This is a genomic window from Ardenticatena maritima (assembly GCF_001306175.1).
Taxonomy (GTDB): domain Bacteria; phylum Chloroflexota; class Anaerolineae; order Ardenticatenales; family Ardenticatenaceae; genus Ardenticatena; species Ardenticatena maritima.
Genome location: NZ_LGKN01000009.1, coordinates 149,605 through 172,149, shown reverse-complemented (window position 1 = coordinate 172,149; position 22,545 = coordinate 149,605). Strand labels below are relative to the sequence as shown.

The following is a 22,545-nucleotide window of genomic DNA, read 5'->3' as shown; positions in this document are numbered from 1 at the left end:
GGACTATGCCTCACCAGCAGGTTTTCGGTGCAACGGATTGGCTGGCGAAACGGGCGCGGTTTTCCCCCCATCGTCCTGCGCTCACCATTGCGGAAACCGGCGAGCGGATGACCTACGCGGAGTGGAACACCCGCGCCAACCGTGCGGCGAACACGTTGCGGGCGTTGGGCGTTCGGCAAGGCGAGCGTGTGGCGGTGCTGGCGCAGAACCGCGTGGAGTATTTGGACGTGCTCTTTGCGTGCCAGAAGACGGGGGCGATTTTGCAGGCGCTCAACTGGCGGTTGACGGCGCACGAATTGCGCTCGCTGGTGCGTGACGGCGAGCCAACCCTGCTGTTGTATGACGCCGCCAATGCGCCCAAAGCCGCGGCGGTGTTGGACGATATGCCCCATGTGCTGGGCGTGGCGCTGGATGAACCGCTGAGCGGCGTCCATCCGCAATGGGGGAACATGCTGGCGCGCGCCTCGTCGCGGGCGCCGACGCCCCCGCCGCGCACATTGGACGACCCTTGGGTGCTGTGCTACACGGGGGGCACCACGGGCTTGCCCAAAGCCGCCATCCTGACGTATGGCACGGTGACGTGGAACGCGGTCAACACGGTGAGCACATGGGGCTTGACCGCCGATGACACGGCGATTTTGAACGCGCCGCTTTTTCACACGGGCGGGCTCAATGTCTTCACCACCCCGCTGGTACACGTGGGGGGGCATTCCATCGTCTGCACGGGGTTCGATGCCGACCAGGTGTTTGACTTCCTGACGACGGGCGAGGCGACGCTTTTTTTCGGCGTCCCGACCATGTTCATCATGTTGCAGGAACACCCCCGTTGGGCGGAAGCGAGTTTTGAGAAGACCAAGCTCATCATTTCGGGCGGCGCGCCCTGTCCGCGCCCCGTCTTCGAGCGCTTTTTCGAGAAGGGCGTGGCGTTCAAAACCGGCTACGGGCTGACCGAAGCGGGACCCAACAATTTCTGGCTTCCCCCCGAAGATGTGCAGCGCAAGGTGGGCGCGGTGGGCTTTCCGCTGATGCACGTAGAAACGCGCATTGTCGCCGACGATGGGCGCGACTGCGAAGCGGGCGAAGTCGGCGAACTGCTCATCCGAGGACCGCATGTCATCCCCGGCTACTGGAACCGCCCCGACGCCACGGCGAGCACGATTGTGGACGGCTGGTTGCACACGGGCGACCTCGCGCACTGCGATGAAGAGGGCTACACCTACATCGTCGGGCGCAAAAAGGACGTCATCATCTCCGGCGGCGAAAACATTTACCCCGCGGAAGTCGAGAGCGTCATGCTCGGTCATCCCGCGGTGAGCGAGGCGGCGCTCATTCCCGTGCCCGACCCCAAATGGGGCGAAGTGGGGCGGGCGGTGGTGGTATGCCGCGCGGGGCAATCGCTCAGCGCCGAGGCGTTGCTGGCGTGGTTGCGCGAGCGGCTGGCGGGCTACAAAGTCCCCAAATCGGTGGTCTTCGTGGACGAACTCCCCAAGACGGGCGCGGGCAAGGTGGACAAGCAAGCGCTCGTGCGCCGATTTGGCGCACCGTAGCCGCCCATGATACGAAAAAGGGTGTGTCGTGAACAACCAACACCCAAAGGAGGGCTTGTATGCGTGAAGAGCGAGTGGCCATTGTGACGGGCGCGGCAAGCGGCATTGGGCTGGCGATTGCCGAAGCCCTGGCGCGCGAGGGATATCACGTTGTCATCACCGACATCAACGCCGAAGCGGGGCGGGCGGTCGCTGAGCGGTTACACGGGCTCTTTGTCCATGCCAATCTGGCGGAACGTGCGGCGTGTCGGCGGGTGGTTGACGCGACGTTGGCGACCTATGGCCGCGTGGACATTCTCGTCAACAATGCCGGCTTCCAGCACATTGACCCCATCGAAGCGTTCCCCGAAGAGACCTGGGAGACCATGCTTGCCGTCATGCTCACCGCCCCCTTTTTGCTGACCAAGTACGTGTGGCCCTCGATGAAAGCCAACGGTTGGGGGCGTATCGTCAACATCGCCTCTATTCACGGATTGGTGGCGTCCCCCTTCAAGAGCGCCTACATCGCCGCCAAGCATGGGCTGATTGGATTGACGCGCACCGCCGCGCTGGAAGGTGGCGCGCATGGGATCACCGTGAACGCCATTTGCCCCGCGTATGTGCGCACGCCGCTGGTGGAAAACCAGATTGCCGATCAGGCGCGCACGCGCGGCATCAGTGAAGATGAAGTCGTGCAGCACGTCATGCTGGAACCCGCGGCAATCAAGCGGCTCATTGAACCGTCCGAAGTCGCCGACCTGGTGCTCTACCTGTGCAGTGAGCGCGCGGGGGCAATCACCGGCTCGGCGTTGACCATTGACCTGGGTTGGACAGCACGTTGAGAGAAGAGGAAGGAGCGCCTTATGTCCCATATTCCGCATTTAGACGGTATCACCTGCCGCATGGTGGAAACGCCGCGCGGCCGCTTCCACCTTTTGGAGCGTGGTCCCGCCGACGGCGAGCCGGTGGTTTTTGTGCATGGCAACGTCTCTTCGGCAACCTTCTGGGAAGAGTTGATGCTGGCGTTGCCGCCCACGTACCGCGCCGTGGCATACGACCAGCGCGGCTACGGCGAAAGCGAGCGCCTGCCGGTGGACGCCACGCGCGGCTTGCGTGATTTCAGCGATGATTTGAGCGCCCTTGTGGACACCCTCGACCTCGACACGTTCCACCTGATTGGGCACAGCATGGGGGGCGGTGTTGCCATGCAGTACACCATCGAACACCCTGAGCGGGTGCGTACCCTGACGGTTGTGTGCCCGGTCTCGCCTTACGGCTATGGCGGCACAAAAGGGCTGGAAGGCGAACGCATTTGGCCCGACGGGGCGGGGAGCGGTGCCGGTGTCGCCAACCCCGAATTTGTCCAGCGGCTGGCGGCGGGCGACCGTTCCACCGAAAGCCCCGCCTCGCCGCGCAACGTCCTGCGCACCTTCTACGGGAAAGCGCCCTTCATCCACCCGCGCGAAGAAGCCCTGCTTGATGCCATGCTCTCCACCGCCGTGGGTCCCGACCATTACCCCGGCGACAGCACGCCCTCAGCGCATTGGCCTGGGGTGGCGCCCGGTACGCGGGGCATCAACAACACCATGGCGCCCATCTACTGCAACCTGAGCGGGATTGTCGCCATCACGCCCAAACCGCCGTTGCTCTGGGTGCGCGGCGCCGACGACCAGATTGTTTCCGACGCATCCATGTTCGACATTGGCTACCTGGGCAAATTGGGGTTGGTGCCCGGCTGGCCTGGTGAAGACGTGTACCCGCCGCAACCCATGGTCTCGCAAACGCGCGCGGTTTTCCAGCGATACGCTGAACAGGGCGGGCGTTTTCGCGAAGTAGTCATCGAGGACGCGGGACATTCGCCCTACCTGGAACGCCCGGACGAGTTTCAAGCGGCATGGTTCGCCTGGCTTGACGAATCTTGATGAAGAGAGGAGGCGCGTATGTGAGCCATTCGCTATTGTTCAGCCGCAAACACCGTTTTTGAGTTGACATAAGGAGGAGAATTGTGATGAAACGTCTGCTCGCACTCATTGTTTTGGTTGTTGCGTTGGCGGCGTGTGGCGGGGGCGCTGAGACCCCACCCGCTACGGAACCACCCCCGACAACCGTCGCCGAGGAGCCCACGCAAGCCCCCGAACCCACAGCCACCGAAGCCGCCGCCGAACCGACAAGCGAACCCGCAGCGGAAGAACCGACAACAGGCGAACCGATCAAAATCGGGTTGCTGACCGACCAGAGCGGCGCGTTGGCAATTTATGGTCCGCAGCAGGAAAACGGGTTTCGCCTGGGGCTGGAATACGCCACGAACGGCACCATGCAAGTCGCTGGGCGTCCGATTGAGGTGATTGTAAAAGACAACGCATCCGACCCCGAAACCGCCGTTAGCCAGGCGCGTGAACTGATTTCCGCCGAGGGCGTGGACGTGCTGGTGGGCACCGTCTCATCCGGCGCGACGCTGGCGGTCATGGAAGTCGCCAAGGAGAACGAGAAGATTCTCATCGTCACCCCCGCCGCCAGTCCCGCCATTACCGGCGAAAACTTCAACGAATTTACCTTCCGCACCAGCCGCACCAGCGTGCAAGACGCGCTGACCATGGGGGCGGCGCTGGTGGAACTGGGCGACACCTTTGTGCAAATCGCCCCCGACTATGCTTTTGGCTACGGCTCGGCAATGGGCTTCTACAACGTGGTGAAATCGCTGGGCGGGCAATTCGTCATCAACGATAACGATCAGCAATTCGGCGCAATTTTCATCCCGCAAGATACCACCGACTTCACCACCTACCTCAACCAGGTGCTCGATTCGGGCGCCGACGTGCTCATCGTGACCTGGGCGGGCGCGGGGTTTGTGCCGCTCTTCCAGCAAATGCAGCAGTTGGGCATTTTCGATGAGATGACGGTGGCGACAGGCTTCGGCGACAACCAGACCATTGCCGCGGGCTATACCGACGCGATTGGGGCGGTTGGTGTCTCCGTGTATCACTACACGTTGCCCGACAACGCCGTGAACGATTGGCTTGTCCAGCGCCACAAAGAAGCGTTTGGCGTGCCGCCCGACCTCTTTACCGAGGGCGGTTTTACGGCGGCGCAAATGCTGGTGGCGGGGCTGGAAGCCACGGGCGGCGATACAAGTGCCGCGGCGCTCATTCCTGTGCTGGAACAGTTGCGTTTCCAGGGTCCCAAGGGCGAGTACATTGTGCGCCCCGAAGACCACGTGATGTTGCAACCGATGTATCTGGTGCGCCTCGTCAACACCGACGACCCCGAATTTCGCTTCTTCGAGTTGGTGCGCGAGTTTGGTCCGGAGGAAACAGCGCCCCCGTGCCAGGTGCCGCCTGAGTTGAACCGCTGCCCATAAATCGCGAGTGGGGGCGTGGTCAAGCGCCGCGCCCCCAAGGAGACACCCCCATGACTGAGCGCATCATCCTGCAAACAGAACACTTGCGCCGCACATTTGGCGGCTTGGTGGCGGTGGACGATGTCTCGTTGCAGGTGCGGCGTGGAACGTTGCACAGCATCATCGGACCCAACGGCGCCGGCAAAACCACCCTTTTCAACCTCATGAGCGGCGTTCTCCCGCCAACCAGCGGGCGCATTCTCTTCGAGGGGCGCGACATTACCAACGTCCCCGCGCATGGCATCGCGCATTTGGGGATTGGGCGCTCGTTTCAGATTACCAACATTTTCCCTTCGCTCACCGTGTTGGAGAACGTCCGGCTTGCCGCGCAAGCCGTTGGCAAGCACAACTTCACTTTTTGGCGCGATTACCGCGCCTTTCCGGAGTATATCGAGCGGGCGTGGGAAGTGCTGGCGATGGTGGGCTTGCAAAAGCGGGCGCATCTTCCCGCGGGAACGCTGGCGCACGGCGACAAACGCAAACTGGAATTGGCGATGATTCTGGCGCCCAACCCGCGCTTGCTGTTGCTGGATGAACCAACGGCGGGCATGGCAAGCGAGCAAGTGCCCGAATTGATGGCGCTCATCGAGCGCATTCGCGCCGTGGGCGACAAAACGATTGTGCTGGTGGAGCACAACATGCATGTTGTCATGGCGGCGAGCGATGTGATTACCGTGATGGTGCAAGGGCGCGTGTTGGCGGAAGGCGCACCTGCGGAAATTCGCGCCGATGAACGTGTCCAGCGGGCGTATTTGGGGCAGTTGTACGAAGAGTGAGCGGCAAGCGAGGCAGGCGAACCATGTTGCAGGTTGAAAACATTCATACGTTCATCGGACAGTTTCATATTTTGGAAGGCGTCTCGTTCAGCGTGCCGCACGGCTCGATTGTGGCGTTGCTGGGGCGCAATGGCGCCGGCAAAACCACCACGCTCAAAAGCATCATGGGGCTGACACCGCCCCGCCGCGGGCGTATTCTGTTCGACGGGGTGGAGATTCAGGGAGAACCGCCGCACGCCATCGCGCGGCGCGGCATTGGCTACGTGCCCGAACACCGTGCCATTTTTCGCGGGCTGACCGTGCTGGAAAATCTGCAACTCGCCGAGCGGCGCAAGGGCGACCTTGCCCGCAAAAGCGACTTCATTTTTGAACTGTTTCCCGATTTGCGGCGGCTAATTGGCTTGCGGGGCGGGCAACTATCGGGGGGACAACAGCAAATGTTGGCGATTGCCCGCGCGCTTGTGCCCGACAACCGCTTGTTGTTGGTGGATGAACCGAGCGAGGGGTTAGCACCTGTCATCATCGAGAGCATTATTGCGGCGTTGCAGGCTCTGCGGGGCGAGATGACGATTGTGCTGGTGGAGCAGAATTTCCTCATGGCGCAGAAGTTGGCCGATACCTACGTCATCATTGATGACGGCAAAAGCGTTCAAACCGGACGCATGCACGACCTGGCACACGACCATGAGACCATTCGGCGCTATTTGGGCGCATCCTGAGCAGAGGGGGCATTTGGTGCGTATGAACCGTTTTGCGAAACGAAACATATCGCCTGCGACAGTGGGCGTTGTGCTGGTGTTGCTGCTGGTGGTTGCCAACGGCATGCGGAGCGCCAACGTCAAACAGTGGGTGACGCTCATTCAATCGGGGTTGTATTTGGCGAGTATCACCTTCCTGGTGGCGTCGGGGTTTTCGCTGATTTTTGGCTTGATGGATGTGCTCAACTTTGCGCACGGCACCATTCTCATGTTCGGCGCATATGCGGGCTACACGGTTTTTGCGAACCCGCGCCTCTTCCTCAACACCATGCCCCTGGTGGTGGTGATGTTTGGCGTTGCGTGGGCGGTGGGGATGGGGGCTGCGTGGCGCGCCACTGGATGGCGGCGTTGGTTGGCGCTGGCGGCGTTGGGGCTTTTTCTCTGGCTGGGGTGGCGGCATATCCCACTGGAAGCATTGCGGGCGTTTGCGGGCACCTCGGTGGGGGGCGCTGTGCCGACCGCCGAAGCGCAAGAACCGCTGGGGCGCATGCTCATGCGCGTGCTGTGGCTGGTGGCGGCAGGCGCGACCTTGGGCGTTTTGTTGCCGCCTTTGCACGTGCGGGCTGGCGTGCGGCGGCGTGTCTGGCTGGCGCTGGGGGTTCTGCTTGGGGCAGCGGTGATGGTGTTGCCGGCGCGCACAGCGCTTGAACAGGGCATCCTGGCGTTGCCCACCGATGTGCGCTTTGTGATAGCCTTGCTGGTGGGGGCGGGCACGGGCGCTGTGCTGGGCGCACTGCTGGAATGGGGACTGATTCGCCCTTTGTACGCCCGCCCGATTTACCAGATTTTGCTCACGTTGGGGTTGGTTTTTGTGGGGGCGGAGTTGGTGAAGTTGGTGTGGGGGCAGGCGGCGTATCCCCCTATGCCCGCGCCAAGCCTCTTTGCAGAACGGTGTACCTCGGCGTCGTTTGCGGCGTGGCTGAGCGAGCATTGCAGTGCGGTAAAGGTGTTGGGGCGCAATGTGCCCACCTATCGCCTGTTTGTGGTGGGGATTGCATTGGCGACCTTTTTGGCGGTGGGGTTGTTGCTGCAACGAACGCGCCTGGGGTTGATTATTCGTGCGGGTGTGGAAGACGATAGCATGGTGCAGGCGCTGGGGATTGATGTGCGCCGCGTCTTCACGCTGGTGTTTGCGCTGGGGTCGGCGCTGGCGGCGTTGGGGGGTGTGGTGCTGGCGCCCGTCGAAGGGCTTGACCCCGGCATGGGGTTTCGGTTCCTGCTTGCCGCGGTGATTGCGGTGGTAATTGGCGGCATGGGACGCTACAGCGGCGCGGCGTTAGGCGCGTTGCTGGTGGGGCTTGGGCGTGCCATGTTCGACTTTTGGGGGGCGGTTGGGTATCCCTTGCCTGGGGGACACACCTGGTACTTTTCGCCCACCGTCGCCGAAGCCTCGACGGTCATCATTATGGCGATTGTGTTGCTCATTCGCCCAAGCGGCTTACTTGGTGAATCTGATGAATGAACAAACAAGACCGGCGAAGGGAGTGGCGGGCATGCCCTGGCGCGAACGATTTTCGCTTACGGCGGTGCTTGTAGTGGCGGCACTGGCGGGGCTTCCCTGGGTGTTGGCGTGGCTTGGCGGTACTGATACGGACAGTGGATTGGCTGTCACGGTGCAGTTGGTGCTCATCAACACGTTTATTTTGGCGGTGTATGCGGTCAGTTATGACCTGTTGATGGGCTATACGGGGATTCTTTCATTTGGGCATGCGCTCTTTTTCGGCACGGGGGCGTATGCCTTGGGCATCACCGTCAAGCATTTGGGGTGGCCGATTTGGGGGGCGCTTGTGCTGGTGGTGGTGCTGGCTGTTGTGCAGGCGCTTTTGGTGGGCGTGCTTTCCCTGCGCGTGCGGGGCATTTACTTCACGATGGTGACGTTGGCGTTGGCGGAAGGCTTCTACCGTCTGGCACAGGCGAATGATTTTGCAGCCTATACGGGCGCGAAGGATGGTTTGCACGGCATCCCGCTCACGGGGTGGCTGAGCCGCACCGACCATTTCACCCGTTTCTATTTGACGGCGCTGCTGTTCTTGCTGGTGATGTATTGGCTGGCGCGGCGGTTGGTCAACTCGCCAACCGGGCGTGCCATGCAAGCCGTGCGCGAAAACGAATCCCGCGCTGCGGCGTTGGGGTTCAACCCGCTGGCGTACAAACTGGTGGCGTTGGTCGTGGCGGGCGTGATGGCGGCGCTGGCGGGGGCGTTCAACGCCTTGTGGCAAGGGTTCGCCGACCCCGGCTTTTTGAGCGTTGACATGACCATTGAGGCGCTGTTGATGGTGATTATCGGCGGGGTAGGGACGCTGGTGGGGCCAATTTTGGGCGCGGGCGTGCTCGAAATTCTGGGGGATGTGCTGAACCGTCTCTTCGGACCCCGTTGGCCGCTGGTGTTTGGGCTGGCGTATGTCCTCATCGTGCTCTATTTCCCCTATGGGCTTTTAGGCACATGGCGACAACGCGCGACGCAACGTCGGGCGGGGTGGGCGCGCTTGCGGCGTTTGGTGGTACGTGAAGGGTAAAGCGCGCGTTGGCGTCTGGGCGTGTTTGGCGCGGCAAGGGCTGACGGCACCAATCTAGCCGGCGTTAGACGCCGTGGATTCGTCTATGGGGAATGTATGGCGACCTTGCGCCAGCCACTCCTCGGCTTCTTGCTCTTTGAGTGGTCGCCCGAAGAAATACCCTTGCCCATATTCACACCCCATGGCACGGAGCAGTGTCATCTGTTCCACTGTTTCCACACCCTCAACAACAACGGCTATCTCCAAAGCGTGCGCCATTGCTACAATGGCGCGCACCAGCGTTTGTGTGGATGGTGAGTGGGGGGTGTTTTGCACAAATGAGCGGTCAATCTTCAAACCGCTGATGTTGAAGCGGTGCAGATAACTGAGTGAAGAGTAGCCCGTCCCAAAATCATCAATGTAGAACGGAACACCAAGCCGCTCTAACGCGGTAATCTCCTCTATGGCTTCTTGCGTGCGTTGGAGCAGAACCCGCTCGGTAATTTCAATGTGCAAATCTTCGGGGCGCACGCCATGGGTGCGCAAAAGATTGCGGATTGAGCGAGCAAAGCCCGGTGTTTGGAACTCTTGCCCCGAAAAGTTGACGGCAATCCAGATGGGAGGGCTGGACGGGTAAAGGTGGTGCCAGCGTGCCAGCGTCGCCAACGCGGACGAGAGCACGTAGTGGTCAATTTCACTCACCAATCCCATTTCTTCGGCTATGGGGATAAAGCGTGAAGGTGGGATGAAGCCGTATTCGGGGTGGTGCCAGCGTACGAGCACCTCGAAGCCGACCAGCCGCCCCGTGGAGAGCCGCACGATGGGCTGAAAATAAATCTCCAAATCCTGGTGGGCGAGCGCTTCACGGAGCGCGTTTTCCAATTGCAGGCGCATGGTCGCATTGCGGAAGAGGGTTTCATCGAAGACGGCGAACCGCCCACCCCCCTGCTCTTTTGCGCGGTAGAGCGCCAGGTCAGCATTACGGAGCACATCTTCGGGGGCGCTGAGCGTTGCAGGCGCAATCCCCATGCTCAAAGTAAAGTGGAACGTGTGCCCCTGGTAGGTAAAAGGTTGTTGGAATGCCCGCACCAGTACCGAACCGAGATGCATGGCGCGTTGGATGGCGTCGCTCCCTGTAATCAGGACGACGAACTCATCGCCACCAAAGCGTGCCAGCATCATGTCCCATTGGATATAGTGCTGGAGCCGTTGCGCAACGAGTTTGAGCAATTCATCGCCAAACGTATGCCCCATGGTATCGTTGATGAGTTTGAAGCGGTCGAGGTCAATAAAGACAACCGCATAGGAGTACATGGGGTTTTGCTGGGCGCGTTCAAACTCTTCGCGCAGGCGTTGCATGAACTTGTTGCGGTTGGGCAGGCGGGTGAGGGGGTCGTGTTCGGCTTCAAACCGCAGCGCTTCTTCAATGCGTTTACGCTCTGTGATATCGGTTTGCGACCCCGCCAGGCGATAGGCTTGCCCTTCGGGCGTGCGCAAGGCTTGGGCGCGGCACCACATCCACAGGTAAGAACCGCTTTTGTGGCGGATACGGTATTCACTTTCCATGTAGTCCGTTTTACCAGCCAGGTGCTCGGTGATAGCGGTTTTCAATGCTGGGCGGTCATCGGGGTGTACGCGCCAAAACCACTCGTTCGGCGAGTCGCTGATTTCGCTTTCTGTGTACCCGAGCATCGTTTTCCAACGGGGGGCGTAGAAAATGGTGTTCGTGCGCAAATCCCAATCGAACAAGCCGGCGGACGCGCCGCGTGCCGCCAGCACATACCGCTCTTCGCTCTCGCGGAGCCGCTCAAGAATTTGATGGTGCTCGGTCATATCCCGAAACAAGATGAGACGTGCGAAGAGATTGCCTTCCGGCGCGTAAATGAGGCCGGTTTGAACGTGGAAAGTGCATACCTGCTCATCAATTGGGAGTTGGAGTTCAAAAGAGACTTCTTCATCGGCAAGCAGGCGTTCCAGGTAGTGCGTTTCGACTGTCCAGACGCTGGAGAGTGGAAGCCCGAGAAGTGTTGACCGGTCGCCTTGCAGAAGTTTTTCGGCGCTTTTGCTCAGTTCTCGAATGCAGTGCTGGGCGTCAAGAACGATGAGGGCGTCAGGCATGTATTCGAGAATGCGGTTATACACGATAGGCGCCAGGCGCCGACCGCGCGTTGAAAGAGAAAGGGCAAACAAACCAAGCGTAAAGGTGCCCAAGAAAATGGGGGACAAATCAATGGGTTTCTTGATGTACACAGCATCTGCAAAGGCAAGCAGGGCGGGAAAAAACATGGCCGCCATAAGCGACGTAATCTGCCAGTTGTAAAACGAGCGTGTTTTGTAGAAATATCGCCCTAACAGGTAGAGGCTGTAGAAAACGCATGCGAAGGCATACAGAATGAACACCCAAAAGAGCGGACCGCGCTCAATGACGAGAATCAGATAGGTATCGAACGACTCCAACCGTGGGGAGCGCCAGAAGAGATTGTGCACATCGTTTGTCCATGCCATCACCAGAAAGAAAAGACTACTGCCAAAGAAAAAAAGATACGTTGTGGGCGACCAATCGTCTTCAAGGCTGATGAACGAATAGGTCCACAGAAGCCATGTGGCGGGAACAAAGACGACTGCTGTGTATATGATTTTGAGCGCCAATAATTGCGACTGTACATCAGGAATGCTTATCAACAACAGATTGCCGAACATCCACAATGCGACTTCAAGCAGGAGAATGGCACTCATGCGGCCATTCCAACGGTTGCGGTAGCGCACCCACAACCAAATGACCGCTGTCAAGTCAAGAAGAATGACTGCGATGAGGAATGGGGTGAAGGGCATTTGTTGATACGTCATATTTCTCATCATGGGTAAATTCAGTTTCTGACGGGCTCACGTGTTTCCATAGTATGGGAGAATGCGTGGAAAAGCAATAATCCAAAAGTACAGGGTATCATTGGATGGATTGACAAAAGCCGCCTGGACAGGCGGCTTTTGTGTTCCGCCGGCGTCTTTACCACTCATCACGTCGAGAGAGCACAAAGGCCAGGATAAGCAAAGCGACAAGAGCAATGCCGACGAGTGCCCACACACTGGGGCTTTTGGCATCTTCGAGACTCGCCAGAAATTCGTCCACCTGGCGTTCGGCTTGCTCACGCGTGAGCCCGTAACGTTCTTGTACAGTCCCTACCAGGCGGTCCCAGCGACCTGCGATAACATCCAGGTCGTCGTTGGTCAGGTGTCCCCAGCGTTCGCGTACACGCCCGCGAATTTGCCGCCAACGTCCTTGCAATTGTGTGCGGTTCATCACGCACCTCCTTTCCATATTGATTGAGGATAAAAGATGATACTCATTTTCATTCAACAACCATAATTGTCTGGACAAGAGAAGGCAACTTGTGTAGAATGCAGCCCGCCACGGGCCGGTGGCGGAACGGTAGACGCAGGGGACTTAAAATCCCCTGGGCATTTTGCCCGTGTGGGTTCGAATCCCACCCGGCCCATCTTTCGTTCAACGTGTCTTGGTTCCTCTGTACCCTCTCGTACGTTGCCCGTGTTCCCTCCCTCTCCTATAATCACCCAAAATATGCGCAACGATGCCACCCCACTTGACAATTGTCACTACACAACAACCCGCCCACGGACTACACTCCTTCCTTAGGGGTATTCCGTGGGCAGCGAGGCCACACGGAGGGAACGATGACACATCCTTTGTTGATGCGGCTTGCCCAGGGTCCCTTGTTGACCGATGGGGCAATGGGAACACAACTTTACAGCCGCGGCTATTCGTTCAAACAAGGGTTCGATAGCGCCAACATCGAGCGCCCGCAGGTGGTGCGCGATATTCACGAAGCCTACCTGCTGGCTGGCGCTGACGTCCTGGAAACCAACACCTTTGGCGCCAATCGCGTCAAACTGGCCGAACACGGCTTGCAAGACCGTGTCGCGGAGATCAACCGGGCGGCGGTGCAGATTGCGCAAGCCGCCCGTGAAGCCTTGCGCCAACCCGCCTTCATCCTTGGGGCGGTAGGACCGCTTGGGCGTATGCTTGCCCCCCTTGGTGCCCTTTCGCCGCAGGAAGCCCGCGCTATCTTCCGCGAGCAAATCCAGGCGCTGATTGAAGCCGGCGTGGATGGTATTATCCTGGAAACATTCAGCAGTCTCGCCGAAATTCAGGAAGCCCTGCGTGCCGCCAAGGAGATTGCCCCCGACATCCCCGTCATCGCCCAAATGACGTTTGGACGCGACGGTGTGACCAAATTGGGGCATGCGCCTGTGGACGTTGCGGCGGCATTGCTCGCCAACGGCGCGGACGTCGTGGGCGCGAATTGCGGTATTGGACCGCGGAGCGTGCTCGCCGCTATTCGCACCATGCAGGCGCAATATCCCCATGCCACCTACTCTGCTATCCCCAACGCGGGGTGGCCGGAGCAGATGGATGGGCGCATCCTCTACCCCGCCACACCGGAATACTTTGCCAACTTCGCCCGCGAAGCCGCCGAAATGGGCGTGCGCCTCATCGGGGGCTGCTGCGGCACCACACCCGACCACATCCGCGCCATGCGTGCCGCACTCGATTCATGGCAGGCTGGCGAACCCATCCCGGCGCGCCCGCGTGAGCCGGTGGCTGTGCATGTGCGCCACATTGCCGAAAACCCCGCCCCGACGGCATTGGCGCGCGCCTTCGCCAGCGGACATTTTGTCACCACGGTTGAACTGGAACCGCCGCGCGGTGTTGACCTGACCGACTTGCTCAACACCGCCGCCATGCTCAAAGGCGCTGGCGCGACAGTCCTCAATGTCGCCGATAGCCCGCTGGCGCGTATGCGCATGAGCCCCTGGGCGGTTGCCAGCCTCATCCAGAGCCGTGTGGGTATTGAAACCGTGCTCCACTTCCCAACACGGGGGCGCAACTTGCTCCGCGTGCAAGGCGATCTCCTGGCGGCGCATGCGCTGGGTGTGCGCAACATCTTCGTTGTCATGGGCGACCCCACCGCGATTGGCGATTATCCGGACGCTACCGATAGTTACGACATTGTTCCCACCGGCTTGATGAAACTCATCAAAGAAGGCTTCAACCAGGGGCGGGATTTTGGCGGCAACGACCTGGGAGCGCCGACGCACTTTCTTGTTGGCTGTGCGTTGAACTTTGGCGCCGCCAACCTCGAACGCGAGGTGAAACTGCTCCGCAAGAAAATAGCCAGCGGCGCGGATTTTTGCTTGACCATGCCTTTCTACGACCCGGACGTACCGCGTCGCTTTATCGAAGCCTATGGCGGTCCCGTGGAAATTCCTGTGTTGATGGGCGTATTACCCCTCTACAACGAACGGCATGCCGCCTTCCTGCATAACGAAGTGCCTGGTATTACCATTCCCGAACATGTGCTCGAACGCATGGCAACCGCCGAGAACAAGCCCCAGGAGGGGGTGCGTATCGCACTCGAATTGATTGACGCCGTGCGCGATTTGGTGGATGGTATCTACATTATGCCGCCGTTCCGCAAATATGACATCGCCGCCCAGATTATCCGCGCCGTCTATCGTGGAAACCATGCCAATGCCATGCAAGAAGAATAGGAGGGAGCGATGAGCAAGGTGCCGCAGACTGTTCGCGAGATTATGACGCCCGACCCAATCACCGTCACGCCTGACGCCACATTAGCCGCAGCCCTGCAATTGATGATTGAACATGGCATCCGCCGCTTGCCTGTCGTAACCGAGCGCGGCGAGTTGGTGGGGATTATCAGCGACCGCGATTTGCGGCTGGCGGCTGATTCCCCGCTCTTGCAGGTGATGCCCGAAGATGTGCGACGCCATTTTGAAGAGCACCGCGTGAGCGAAATCATGCGCACGGTGCTCATCACCATCGAAGCAGATGAGCCGATTGTTGAAGCCGCCAAACTCATGCGTGTGGCGCGTGTCGGCGGGCTTCCTGTGGTGGAACGTGACGGCGCTTTGGTGGGCATTCTCACGCGTTCCGACCTCATTGACCATTTGATTCGCTTGCTGGAACCGGTTGAAACGAGTGAGTGAAGGCCAAAAACGTCAAGTAAGGGCAATGATGCCCAATCAAGCAAAGGAGGCTTGAAATGACAGTACGCAATCTTTTATCAACCAAAGGTTTTGGAACCATCACGGTTCACCCCGACACCAGTGTGCTGGATGCTGTACGCATACTGGCGGAGCACAACATTGGTGCGGTTGTCGTCGTGGATGATGACGACCGTGTGGTGGGCATTTTCACCGAGCGCGACCTGGTGCGCCATTGCGCCACGCAGGGCGCGGAGGTATTGCATTTGCCTGTCCGCGAAGTGATGACCCCTGACCCCATTACCGCTTTGCCACAAGATGATTTGCGCATTATTGCGCATGTGATGGTCGAAAAACATTTTCGGCATATCCCTGTGGTCGAAGATGGTCAACTCATTGGTATTCTCTCCATTCGCGATGTTTTGAAAGCCCAACGCGACCAATACCTGGGCGAGATTGATACATTGCAAACGCGCCTTATGGAGCGTTTTGAATGGCGTCGGCATGAATCTGAATCCTGAACAAAGCGCAAAGGAAAACACCTTTTCATGGAGGAAGCGTCATGAGCACAAACAGCATCCGTGTGGCTATCATTGGTTCGGGTCCATCGGCGTTTTATGCGGCTGGGCATTTGCTGCTTCAAAGCGACCCGGAAGTCTGGGTGGACATGTACGAACATCTGCCCACACCTTTTGGCTTGGTGCGCTACGGCGTGGCGCCCGACCACCAAAAAATCAAGAATGTGACCAAGGTTTTTAGTAAAACCGCCAGCCATCCGCGTTTTCGCTTCTTTGGAAATGTGACGTATGGCAAAGACATCATGCTTGCAGATTTGAAGCGCTTCTATCATGCCATTCTCTTCGCCACAGGCGCTTCTGTTGATCGCAAAATGGGTATTCCTGGTGAAGATTTGCCGCGGAGTTATCCCGCTACTGAATTTGTCGCCTGGTACAATGGTCATCCTGACTACGCCCACCTGACTTTTGATTTGGAACAAGAGCGTATTGCTGTGGTCGGCGTCGGGAACGTGGCTGTGGACGTGACTCGCATTTTGTTGAAAGACCCCGATGAACTCGCCAAAACCGATATCGCCGATTATGCGCTCGAAGCGTTGCGTAAAAGCAAGGTGCGCGAAGTCTATTTGCTGGGGCGGCGTGGTCCCGCGCAAGCCAAATTCACATACCCTGAAATTCGCGAATTGACTTCGTTGCCCAACATTGATGTGATTGTGCCGCCCGAAGAAGCCGAACTGGACCCATTGAGCCGCAAGGAATTGGAAGAGAACCCCGACAAGGATGTGGAAGCCAAAGTTGAATTGATTCAGGAATTGGCGCACAAACAACCCGAAGGAAAACCGCGCCGCCTGATTTTGCGCTTCCTGGTTTCCCCCACAGAACTGTTGGGCGATGAGGAAACAGGCGTCCAATCCATGAAACTCGTCCATAACGAACTGTACGCGACCGAAGCCGGCACGCTGCGCCCACGCCCAACCGACCGCTACGAAGAGTTGCCTGTGACCGAGGTGTACCGCGCGATTGGGTATCGGGGCGTGCCGTTGCCCGATGTGCCTTTCCATGAACGCTGGGGCGTGATCCTCAACGCCGATGGCCGCGTGCTCGACCCCGAGACCAACCAGCCTCTGTACGGGCTGTACTGCACAGGCTGGATCAAACGTGGGGCGCAAGGTGTCATTGGCACCAACAAACCCGATGCAGTCGCGACGAGCGAACACATCATCGAAGATGCGCGTGCAGGGCGGTTGCTTGCGCCCGAAACAACAGACCCGGATGTCATCGAGCAATTTGTGCGCGAGCGCCAGCCCGACTTCGTTTCGTGGGAGGATTGGTTGATTCTGGACCGCCTGGAAGTGGAGCGTGGCAAGGCGCAGGGGCGCCCACGCGTGAAGTTTACCAGCGTCGAAGAGATGCTTGAAGCCATCCGCCGTGAAAAGATGACGGCGGGATGAGCCGCTATCAGCACACCCTGGCAGGTTTGACTTGACCTGCCAGGGTTTTTGAGATATGTTGAAAACGCTTTCATAATCCTCTGGTCTGATTGTGAAAGAGTGTGAGAAGGGATATACTACTTGCGCAAGCCATCCCAAATATGTTGTTCGAGACAACGATGCCTGTTTGGGGGGAGATATGCCTCTAGAAGTCTCATTCATGTTCCATGGTGCGAATCCCTCAACCTTGGAAGAGGATTTTCGCAAAGCATTGGCGATGTATGGCGATCGCTCCGTTCTCGATGGCTTGAACATCGAAATTTTGGATTGGGAGCGAGGATGGAACCGCCTGGTGCAATACGCGGCATACAACCGTGGCCCAGATGTCTCTGAAATTGGCTCAACCTGGCTGAGTGCGCTGGTGGCTATGGATGCGATCCGCCCACTGGAACCGGAAGAGGCAACCGCATTGCAGTATGGGCGCACTTTTGTGCCGGGGATGTGGGAAGTGACGCAAATGCCCGGCACCGCTGATGTGTGGGCGGTTCCGCTTTTTGCTGATGTGCGCGTTGTGTTTGTGTGGCGTGATATGCTCGAAGCCGCGGGCGTGGACCCCGAACAGGCATTTACCTCTCTTGAATCGGTGGAGGCGACGTTCACCGCCTTGCAAGCGCACGGCGTGGCAACACCGTTTGCTATCCCCATGGGGTCGAATGCGCGCTTCTTGCATTTGCAGATGGCCATTTCATGGGTGTGGGCTGCCGGCGGCGATTTGTTCTCGCCGGATTATTCACGTGTGGCGTTGCTCGACGGCCCAGCTCTGGAAGGTTTGAAAGCCTTTTATCGCTTGGCGCGGTTTATGCCTGTGAAGGGGCAGATATTGACGGATGTAGCGGTGAATGCCGAACTGTTCACCCAGCGTCGTATTGCTGCAACGATTGCGGGTATGTGGATGTGGGGCGCGTTGCAAAACCTGCCTCGGGAGGAATGGGAAGGCAAATTGGATATTCTGCACCCGCCGGCGCGGCCTTTCCTGGGTGGTTCGTTGCTGGTGATTTGGCGGCATAGTTTGCGGCGCAGTGAGGTGTTGAAGTTTTTGCGTGCCGCCACCAACCCAGATGTGCAGACCGCCATGGCGGATACGTTGCTGGTTTTACCTGTGCGGACTGAATCGCTGGAACGCGCACCATTCACCGAAGACCCTTACTTGCAACGCTTGGCGGACGCCGTGCGTGTAGGGCGAGGATACCCAACAGTGCCGCTTTTGGGCATTGTCGAAGATCGCATTACCGATGCGCTGATGCGTGTTTGGCATGATGTCCTCAATCACCCTACAGCTGATCCCGAACCCTTCATCAAGCGCCATCTCGAACCGACGGTGGCGCGGCTGAACGAGATGTTGGCGAAGTAAAACGCTGTGCAGCAAAAACGGGGCGGTGTTGAGCCGCCCCGTTTTTTTAGTGGTGCGTGGCGTCAGCGTGCACGACGGGCGCGTTCTTGTTCCACCAACACACGCCGCAAAATCTTTCCCGACGCTGATTTGGGAATGCTCTCGACGAACTCGATTTCGCGCACTTTTTTGTACGGTGCGACATGCTCGGCCACATAAGCCATCAATTCATCGGCATCCACGTCGGCTTTTTTCACCACAAACGCTTTGGGAATTTCGCCGGCTTCTTCATCCGGCACGGGGATAACGGCGGCGTCGGCAACGGCTGGATGTGAAAGCAAGACGGCTTCCAGTTCCGCCGGCGCAACCTGATACCCTTTGTATTTGATGAGTTCTTTCACGCGGTCAACAATGTAGAAGTACCCATCTTCATCGGCGTACCCCACATCGCCCGTGTGGAGCCACCCCTCGGCGTCCACAGTCGCGGCGGTCGCGTCGGGGCGGTTGAGATACCCCTTCATGACCTGCGGTCCCCGAATCCAAATTTCGCCCCGTTCTCCTACGCCAACATCTTGCCCGGTGGCAGGGTCAACAATGCGCGCTTCGGTGTTGGGCACTAGCACACCGACCGCCGCGGGTTTGATACGGTCGTCGGGGGTGATGTGCGTTGCGGGGCTGGCTTCCGTCATGCCATAGGCTTGTTTGACTTTGCAGCCCAGCCGTTCGCTGACAGCTACAGCGAGTTCTTCACCCAGCGGCGCCGCGCCGCTCATAATCATGCGCAGGGCGGAGAGGTCGTATTGGTCAACGATGGGGTGTTTGGCAAGGGCGAGCACCACAGGGGGCACAAGATGGGCGCGGGTGACACGGTGCTTCTGCATCAGTTCTAGGAATTGCACAAGGTCGAAGCGTGGCATGGAGACGACCGTTGCGCCGTTGTTGAGGGCGCTGTTCAAAATCACAATCATGCCGTAGATGTGGAAGAAGGGCAGAATGCCGATGAGCACATCGTCGGGCGTCAGCGGTTCCAGGGCAGCAATTTGACATAAGTTTGAAACAAGGTTGTAGTGCGTCAGCATGACGCCTTTGGGCAACCCCGTGGTCCCGCTGGAATAGGGCAGCACCGCCACGTCTTCGCGCGGGTCAATCTCCACGTTGGGCGCGGCGCCTTCACTTTGCAAGAGCGCTGCAAAGGGCGTTGCGCCTTCGGCTTCGCCAAACACAAAGACTTCGCGCACGTTGCTTTGTTGGGCGGCGGCTAATGCTGTTTCCAGCAAAGGGGGAATGGTGATGAGAAAAGTCGCGCCGGCATCGTTGAGCTGGTGCGTCAGTTCTTCCACGGTGTAAAGCGGGTTTGCCGTGGTGACAATGCCACCAGCGCGCAATGTGCCATGAAACGCAATCGCGTATTCCGGCAGGTTGGGGCTGTAAACGGCAACCACATCGCCTTTACGCAAACCTCGCGCCGCCAGCCCTGCGGCAACCCGTTCAACAGCCTGTGCCAGTTGCGTGTAGGTGATGGTGCGTCCGGTGGGGCCATCAATGAGGGCGGGTTTGTCGCCAAAGCGAGCGGCATCACCCAGCACAAAATCGGTCAGAGGGACGACGGGGATGGTGACATCTGGAAGCGGGCTGCGAAACATGAACAAGCCTCCTTGCTTGGTTGATGTGGGCAAGGGGCATTGTACGATAGGCTGAATGTGCTGACAAGGTGGAATGGGGGCTGTGCAACGTTCACGAATTGCGCATCTGTTCAGCCCCCCACGCCCGCACAGCCTTGCCGTCTTCCAGGGTGAGCGCCTGTTGCGCCAGGTGTTGCGCTTCGGCAAGCGTGAAGCGCCCCAGCGCCCGCTTGACGCGCGGAATGGCGGGCGGGTTCATGCTCAACTCGCGTACACCCAGCCCCACCAGCAGAACCGCGCCCAGCGGGTCGCCGGCGAGTTCGCCGCATACCCCCACCCACACACCATGCTCGCCCGCAACGCGCGCCGTGTGGGTAATCGCACGCAAAACCGCAGGGTGGAAGGGGTCTGCCAGTTCGGCAACGTGTGGATTGGTGCGGTCGGCGGCGAAGAGATATTGCGTCAGGTCGTTTGTGCCGATGCTGAAAAAATCCACCAGCGTTGCCAGATGGTCGGCGAGCCAGACCGCAGAGGGCGTTTCGACCATGATGCCAACCTGCGGCGTGCCCACGTCGTGCCCCGCTTCCATGGCTTCGCGGCGGGCGGCGTCGAGCAGCGCCCGCGCCTGGCGCACTTCGTCCACTGTGCTGACCATGGGGAACATCAGGTGGATGGGATGCGTGGCGGCGGCGCGGAGAATGGCTCGCAATTGCGTTTTGAACAAATCGGGGTGCGCAAGCGAAAAACGGATGCCCCGCTGTCCCAAAAACGGGTTGGCTTCGCGCGGCATTTCCACAAACGGCAGCGGCTTGTCGCCTCCCACATCCAGCGTGCGGATGATGACGGGACGCCCCTGCAACGCTTCGGCAACCGCCTGGTACATTTGCACTTGCAACGCTTCGCTTGGGGCTTCGCGGCGCGCCATGAACAGAAACTCTGTGCGCAGCAGCCCAACCCCTTCTGCGCCAAATCGCACGGCGCTTTCCGCGTCGGCAAGGCGGCGCACGTTGGCGGCGACTTCAATACGCACCCCGTCGCGGGTGGCGCCCTCTTGTTCGGCGGCGCGGCGGGCTTCGGCTTCTTCCGCCAGCCAGGCGGCGCGGCGGGCTTCCAAGTCGCGCAAGGTGGCTTCATCGGGGTCAATCCAGACAGTGCCGCGTGAGCCGTCCAGCGCGATGCGCGTGCCTTCGGGCACGTTGAGGATGGCGGCGCCAACCCCCGCCACCGCTGGAATACCCAACCCCCGAATCAAAATGGCGGCGTGGGCGGTTGCCCCCCCAAGCGCCAGGCAAACACCTTGCACCTGTTCCGGCGAGAGACGCGCCACGTCGGACGGGAGCAGGTCGGCGGCGACCAGGATGCTCCCCGCCGGCAGGTCTGTGTGGACGGGCTCGTTCGTCAAATGGGCGAAGACTTGCGCGCCTACGTCTTCCACATCGGCGCGGCGGGCTTGCAGGTAGGGCGTTTCCAGCGCGGCATATTGGGCGGCGACTTCACTCACCGCGCGATGCCACGCATATTCGGCGGAACGGTGTTCATCGAAGACAAGCGCGCGCGCGCGTTCCAGCAACGCCGGGTCGTCCAGGAAGAGTTTATGCGCCTCGAAAATCGCCGCTTCCTCAGCGCCGGCTTGCGCCGCGGTTTGGGCTTCCAGTTCATCCAGCGCGTGGCGTGTCTCTGCGATGGCTTGTTGCAGGCGCGCCCACTCCGCATCGGGGGCTTCGGCGGGTGTATCCGGCGGGGTGGTGGGGAGTGGCGCGCGGTGAAAATGCGCCACGTTCCCGATGGCAATGCCGGGCGAGATGGGAATGCCTTGCAGGACCGCGCCCGCTTCGACTTCACGCGGGGCGCTTTCGATGGCGGCGGCGGGTTCAGAAAGCGGCGTGAGCGGCTCATCGAAGGCGCGTTCCACCAGGTCGCGCACGGCGCTGAGCGCGCGCGGTGCGTCGGGACCGGTGGCGCGGACGCCGATTTCATCGCCCTGGCGCACGTCAAGCAGGGCGAGTTGGTTGATGCTCCGGGCGCTGACGGGTCCTTTTTGGCGGGTGATGTTGCGCACATGCACGTCGGCGTCGTAGCGTGCGACTTCCGCCACAAGGCGCGCCGCCGGGCGGGCGTGCAGCCCCGCCGGATTGTGCACGACCAGGCGCAATTCATCGCCGGCTTCTGGAGCGCCGACCTCGGCGGATTGGGCGGGTGGTTCTTCACCCAGGTGGGCTTGCTTGGGGGCAAGCGCCTGGCGTGCTTCCGCAACGACCTGTTCAAGCGGCGCACCTGTGCCGGCGGTGGCGACGGCGCTTAGCGCCCCTTCCACCAACGGCGCGGCAACCAGCCGCACACGCGCCCGCTCTTCCTCAGTGAGAAAATCGAGCGCACTTTCGGCGCTGAGAATGGCGCTTCCCAGGTCCATGAGCACCACAACCCCGTCCGGCGACCAGACGGCGCGGATAGCGTTGAGAATCGCCTCGGGGTTCGTACCGATAGGGTGCTGCGGGTCGCCCGTGCCGGCAGCCAGAGCGATAGGCACCGGTGTTGGGCTCATTTGTTGCGCCAGTTCGCGCACACCTTCGGCGAGTGTGGGACTGTGGGAAACGATGACAATGCCAACCATGATG

17 protein-coding genes and 1 tRNA gene are annotated in these 22,545 nt (G+C 59.9%); 14 read left to right on the top strand and 4 right to left on the bottom strand.

The features are described 5' to 3' along the window. The first annotated feature begins 5 nt into the window (after window positions 1-5). The 8 genes from SE16_RS13655 (at window position 6) to SE16_RS13620 (ending at window position 8,973) form a co-directional block, all read left to right on the top strand. The gene (locus tag SE16_RS13655; RefSeq protein ID WP_054492732.1) at window positions 6-1,547 is read left to right on the top strand and encodes an acyl-CoA synthetase; all 1,542 of its coding nucleotides are present in this window, start codon (window positions 6-8) and stop codon (window positions 1,545-1,547) included. Window positions 1,548-1,606: 59 nt separating this feature from the next. Continuing rightward, the gene (locus tag SE16_RS13650; RefSeq protein WP_054492733.1) at window positions 1,607-2,368 is read left to right on the top strand and encodes a 3-hydroxybutyrate dehydrogenase; all 762 of its coding nucleotides are present in this window, start codon (window positions 1,607-1,609) and stop codon (window positions 2,366-2,368) included. 21 nt (window positions 2,369-2,389) lie between these two features. Further along, window positions 2,390-3,448, top strand: coding sequence for an alpha/beta hydrolase (locus SE16_RS13645; RefSeq protein ID WP_054492734.1), 1,059 nt, complete (start codon window positions 2,390-2,392; stop codon window positions 3,446-3,448). A gap of 86 nt (window positions 3,449-3,534) precedes the next feature. Further along, window positions 3,535-4,884 carry a substrate-binding domain-containing protein gene (locus tag SE16_RS13640; RefSeq protein WP_060687737.1) on the top strand — a complete coding sequence of 450 codons (1,350 nt, stop codon included), beginning with the start codon at window positions 3,535-3,537 and terminating at the stop codon, window positions 4,882-4,884. A 50-nt stretch (window positions 4,885-4,934) separates the two neighbouring features. Then, window positions 4,935-5,699, top strand: a complete 765-nt coding sequence (locus tag SE16_RS13635; RefSeq protein WP_054493648.1) for an ABC transporter ATP-binding protein — start codon at window positions 4,935-4,937, stop codon at window positions 5,697-5,699. Between the two features lie 23 nt (window positions 5,700-5,722). Further along, on the top strand, window positions 5,723-6,418 hold the full coding sequence (locus SE16_RS13630; RefSeq protein WP_054493649.1) for an ABC transporter ATP-binding protein: 696 nt from the start codon (window positions 5,723-5,725) through the stop codon (window positions 6,416-6,418). A gap of 22 nt (window positions 6,419-6,440) precedes the next feature. Continuing rightward, window positions 6,441-7,919, top strand: coding sequence for a branched-chain amino acid ABC transporter permease (locus tag SE16_RS13625; protein WP_060687735.1), 1,479 nt, complete (start codon window positions 6,441-6,443; stop codon window positions 7,917-7,919). Window positions 7,920-7,950: 31 nt separating this feature from the next. After that, window positions 7,951-8,973 (top strand): branched-chain amino acid ABC transporter permease, encoded by a 1,023-nt coding sequence (locus SE16_RS13620; RefSeq protein WP_060687733.1) that lies wholly within the window; start codon window positions 7,951-7,953, stop codon window positions 8,971-8,973. Between the two features lie 54 nt (window positions 8,974-9,027). On the opposite strand, the gene SE16_RS13615 is transcribed toward SE16_RS13620, so the two are convergent. Together SE16_RS13615 and SE16_RS16745 are read right to left on the bottom strand one after the other, a co-directional pair. Beyond that, window positions 9,028-11,799, bottom strand: coding sequence for an EAL domain-containing protein (locus tag SE16_RS13615; protein WP_054494382.1), 2,772 nt, complete (start codon window positions 11,797-11,799; stop codon window positions 9,028-9,030). A gap of 157 nt (window positions 11,800-11,956) precedes the next feature. Continuing rightward, a complete protein-coding gene (locus tag SE16_RS16745; RefSeq protein ID WP_082374506.1) occupies window positions 11,957-12,250 on the bottom strand; it encodes a CsbD family protein in 294 nt (97 codons plus the stop codon). A gap of 112 nt (window positions 12,251-12,362) precedes the next feature. Between SE16_RS16745 and SE16_RS13605 the strand changes: the two genes are divergently transcribed. From SE16_RS13605 to SE16_RS13580, 6 genes are all read left to right on the top strand, one after another. After that, window positions 12,363-12,446 (top strand) — tRNA-Leu (locus tag SE16_RS13605). A gap of 196 nt (window positions 12,447-12,642) precedes the next feature. After that, on the top strand, window positions 12,643-14,520 hold the full coding sequence (locus SE16_RS13600) for a bifunctional homocysteine S-methyltransferase/methylenetetrahydrofolate reductase (RefSeq protein WP_054494384.1): 1,878 nt from the start codon (window positions 12,643-12,645) through the stop codon (window positions 14,518-14,520). 9 nt (window positions 14,521-14,529) lie between these two features. Then, on the top strand, window positions 14,530-14,976 hold the full coding sequence (locus SE16_RS13595; protein ID WP_054494386.1) for a CBS domain-containing protein: 447 nt from the start codon (window positions 14,530-14,532) through the stop codon (window positions 14,974-14,976). Between the two features lie 56 nt (window positions 14,977-15,032). After that, on the top strand, window positions 15,033-15,494 hold the full coding sequence (locus SE16_RS13590; RefSeq protein WP_054494388.1) for a CBS domain-containing protein: 462 nt from the start codon (window positions 15,033-15,035) through the stop codon (window positions 15,492-15,494). Window positions 15,495-15,535: 41 nt separating this feature from the next. After that, window positions 15,536-16,939 carry a ferredoxin--NADP reductase domain-containing protein gene (locus tag SE16_RS13585; RefSeq protein WP_054494390.1) on the top strand — a complete coding sequence of 468 codons (1,404 nt, stop codon included), beginning with the start codon at window positions 15,536-15,538 and terminating at the stop codon, window positions 16,937-16,939. A 178-nt stretch (window positions 16,940-17,117) separates the two neighbouring features. Further along, window positions 17,118-18,329: an extracellular solute-binding protein gene (locus tag SE16_RS13580; RefSeq protein ID WP_082374509.1), complete on the top strand. Its 1,212-nt coding sequence runs from the start codon at window positions 17,118-17,120 to the stop codon at window positions 18,327-18,329. A 62-nt stretch (window positions 18,330-18,391) separates the two neighbouring features. Here SE16_RS13580 and SE16_RS13575 read toward each other — a convergent pair whose 3' ends face one another. Both SE16_RS13575 and ptsP read right to left on the bottom strand, forming a co-directional pair. Next, window positions 18,392-19,951 (bottom strand): 4-coumarate--CoA ligase family protein, encoded by a 1,560-nt coding sequence (locus SE16_RS13575; RefSeq protein WP_200907524.1) that lies wholly within the window; start codon window positions 19,949-19,951, stop codon window positions 18,392-18,394. Window positions 19,952-20,042: 91 nt separating this feature from the next. Next, the gene (gene ptsP, locus SE16_RS13570) at window positions 20,043-22,541 is read right to left on the bottom strand and encodes a phosphoenolpyruvate--protein phosphotransferase (RefSeq protein WP_054494395.1); all 2,499 of its coding nucleotides are present in this window, start codon (window positions 22,539-22,541) and stop codon (window positions 20,043-20,045) included. Between the last annotated feature and the right edge of the window lie 4 nt (window positions 22,542-22,545).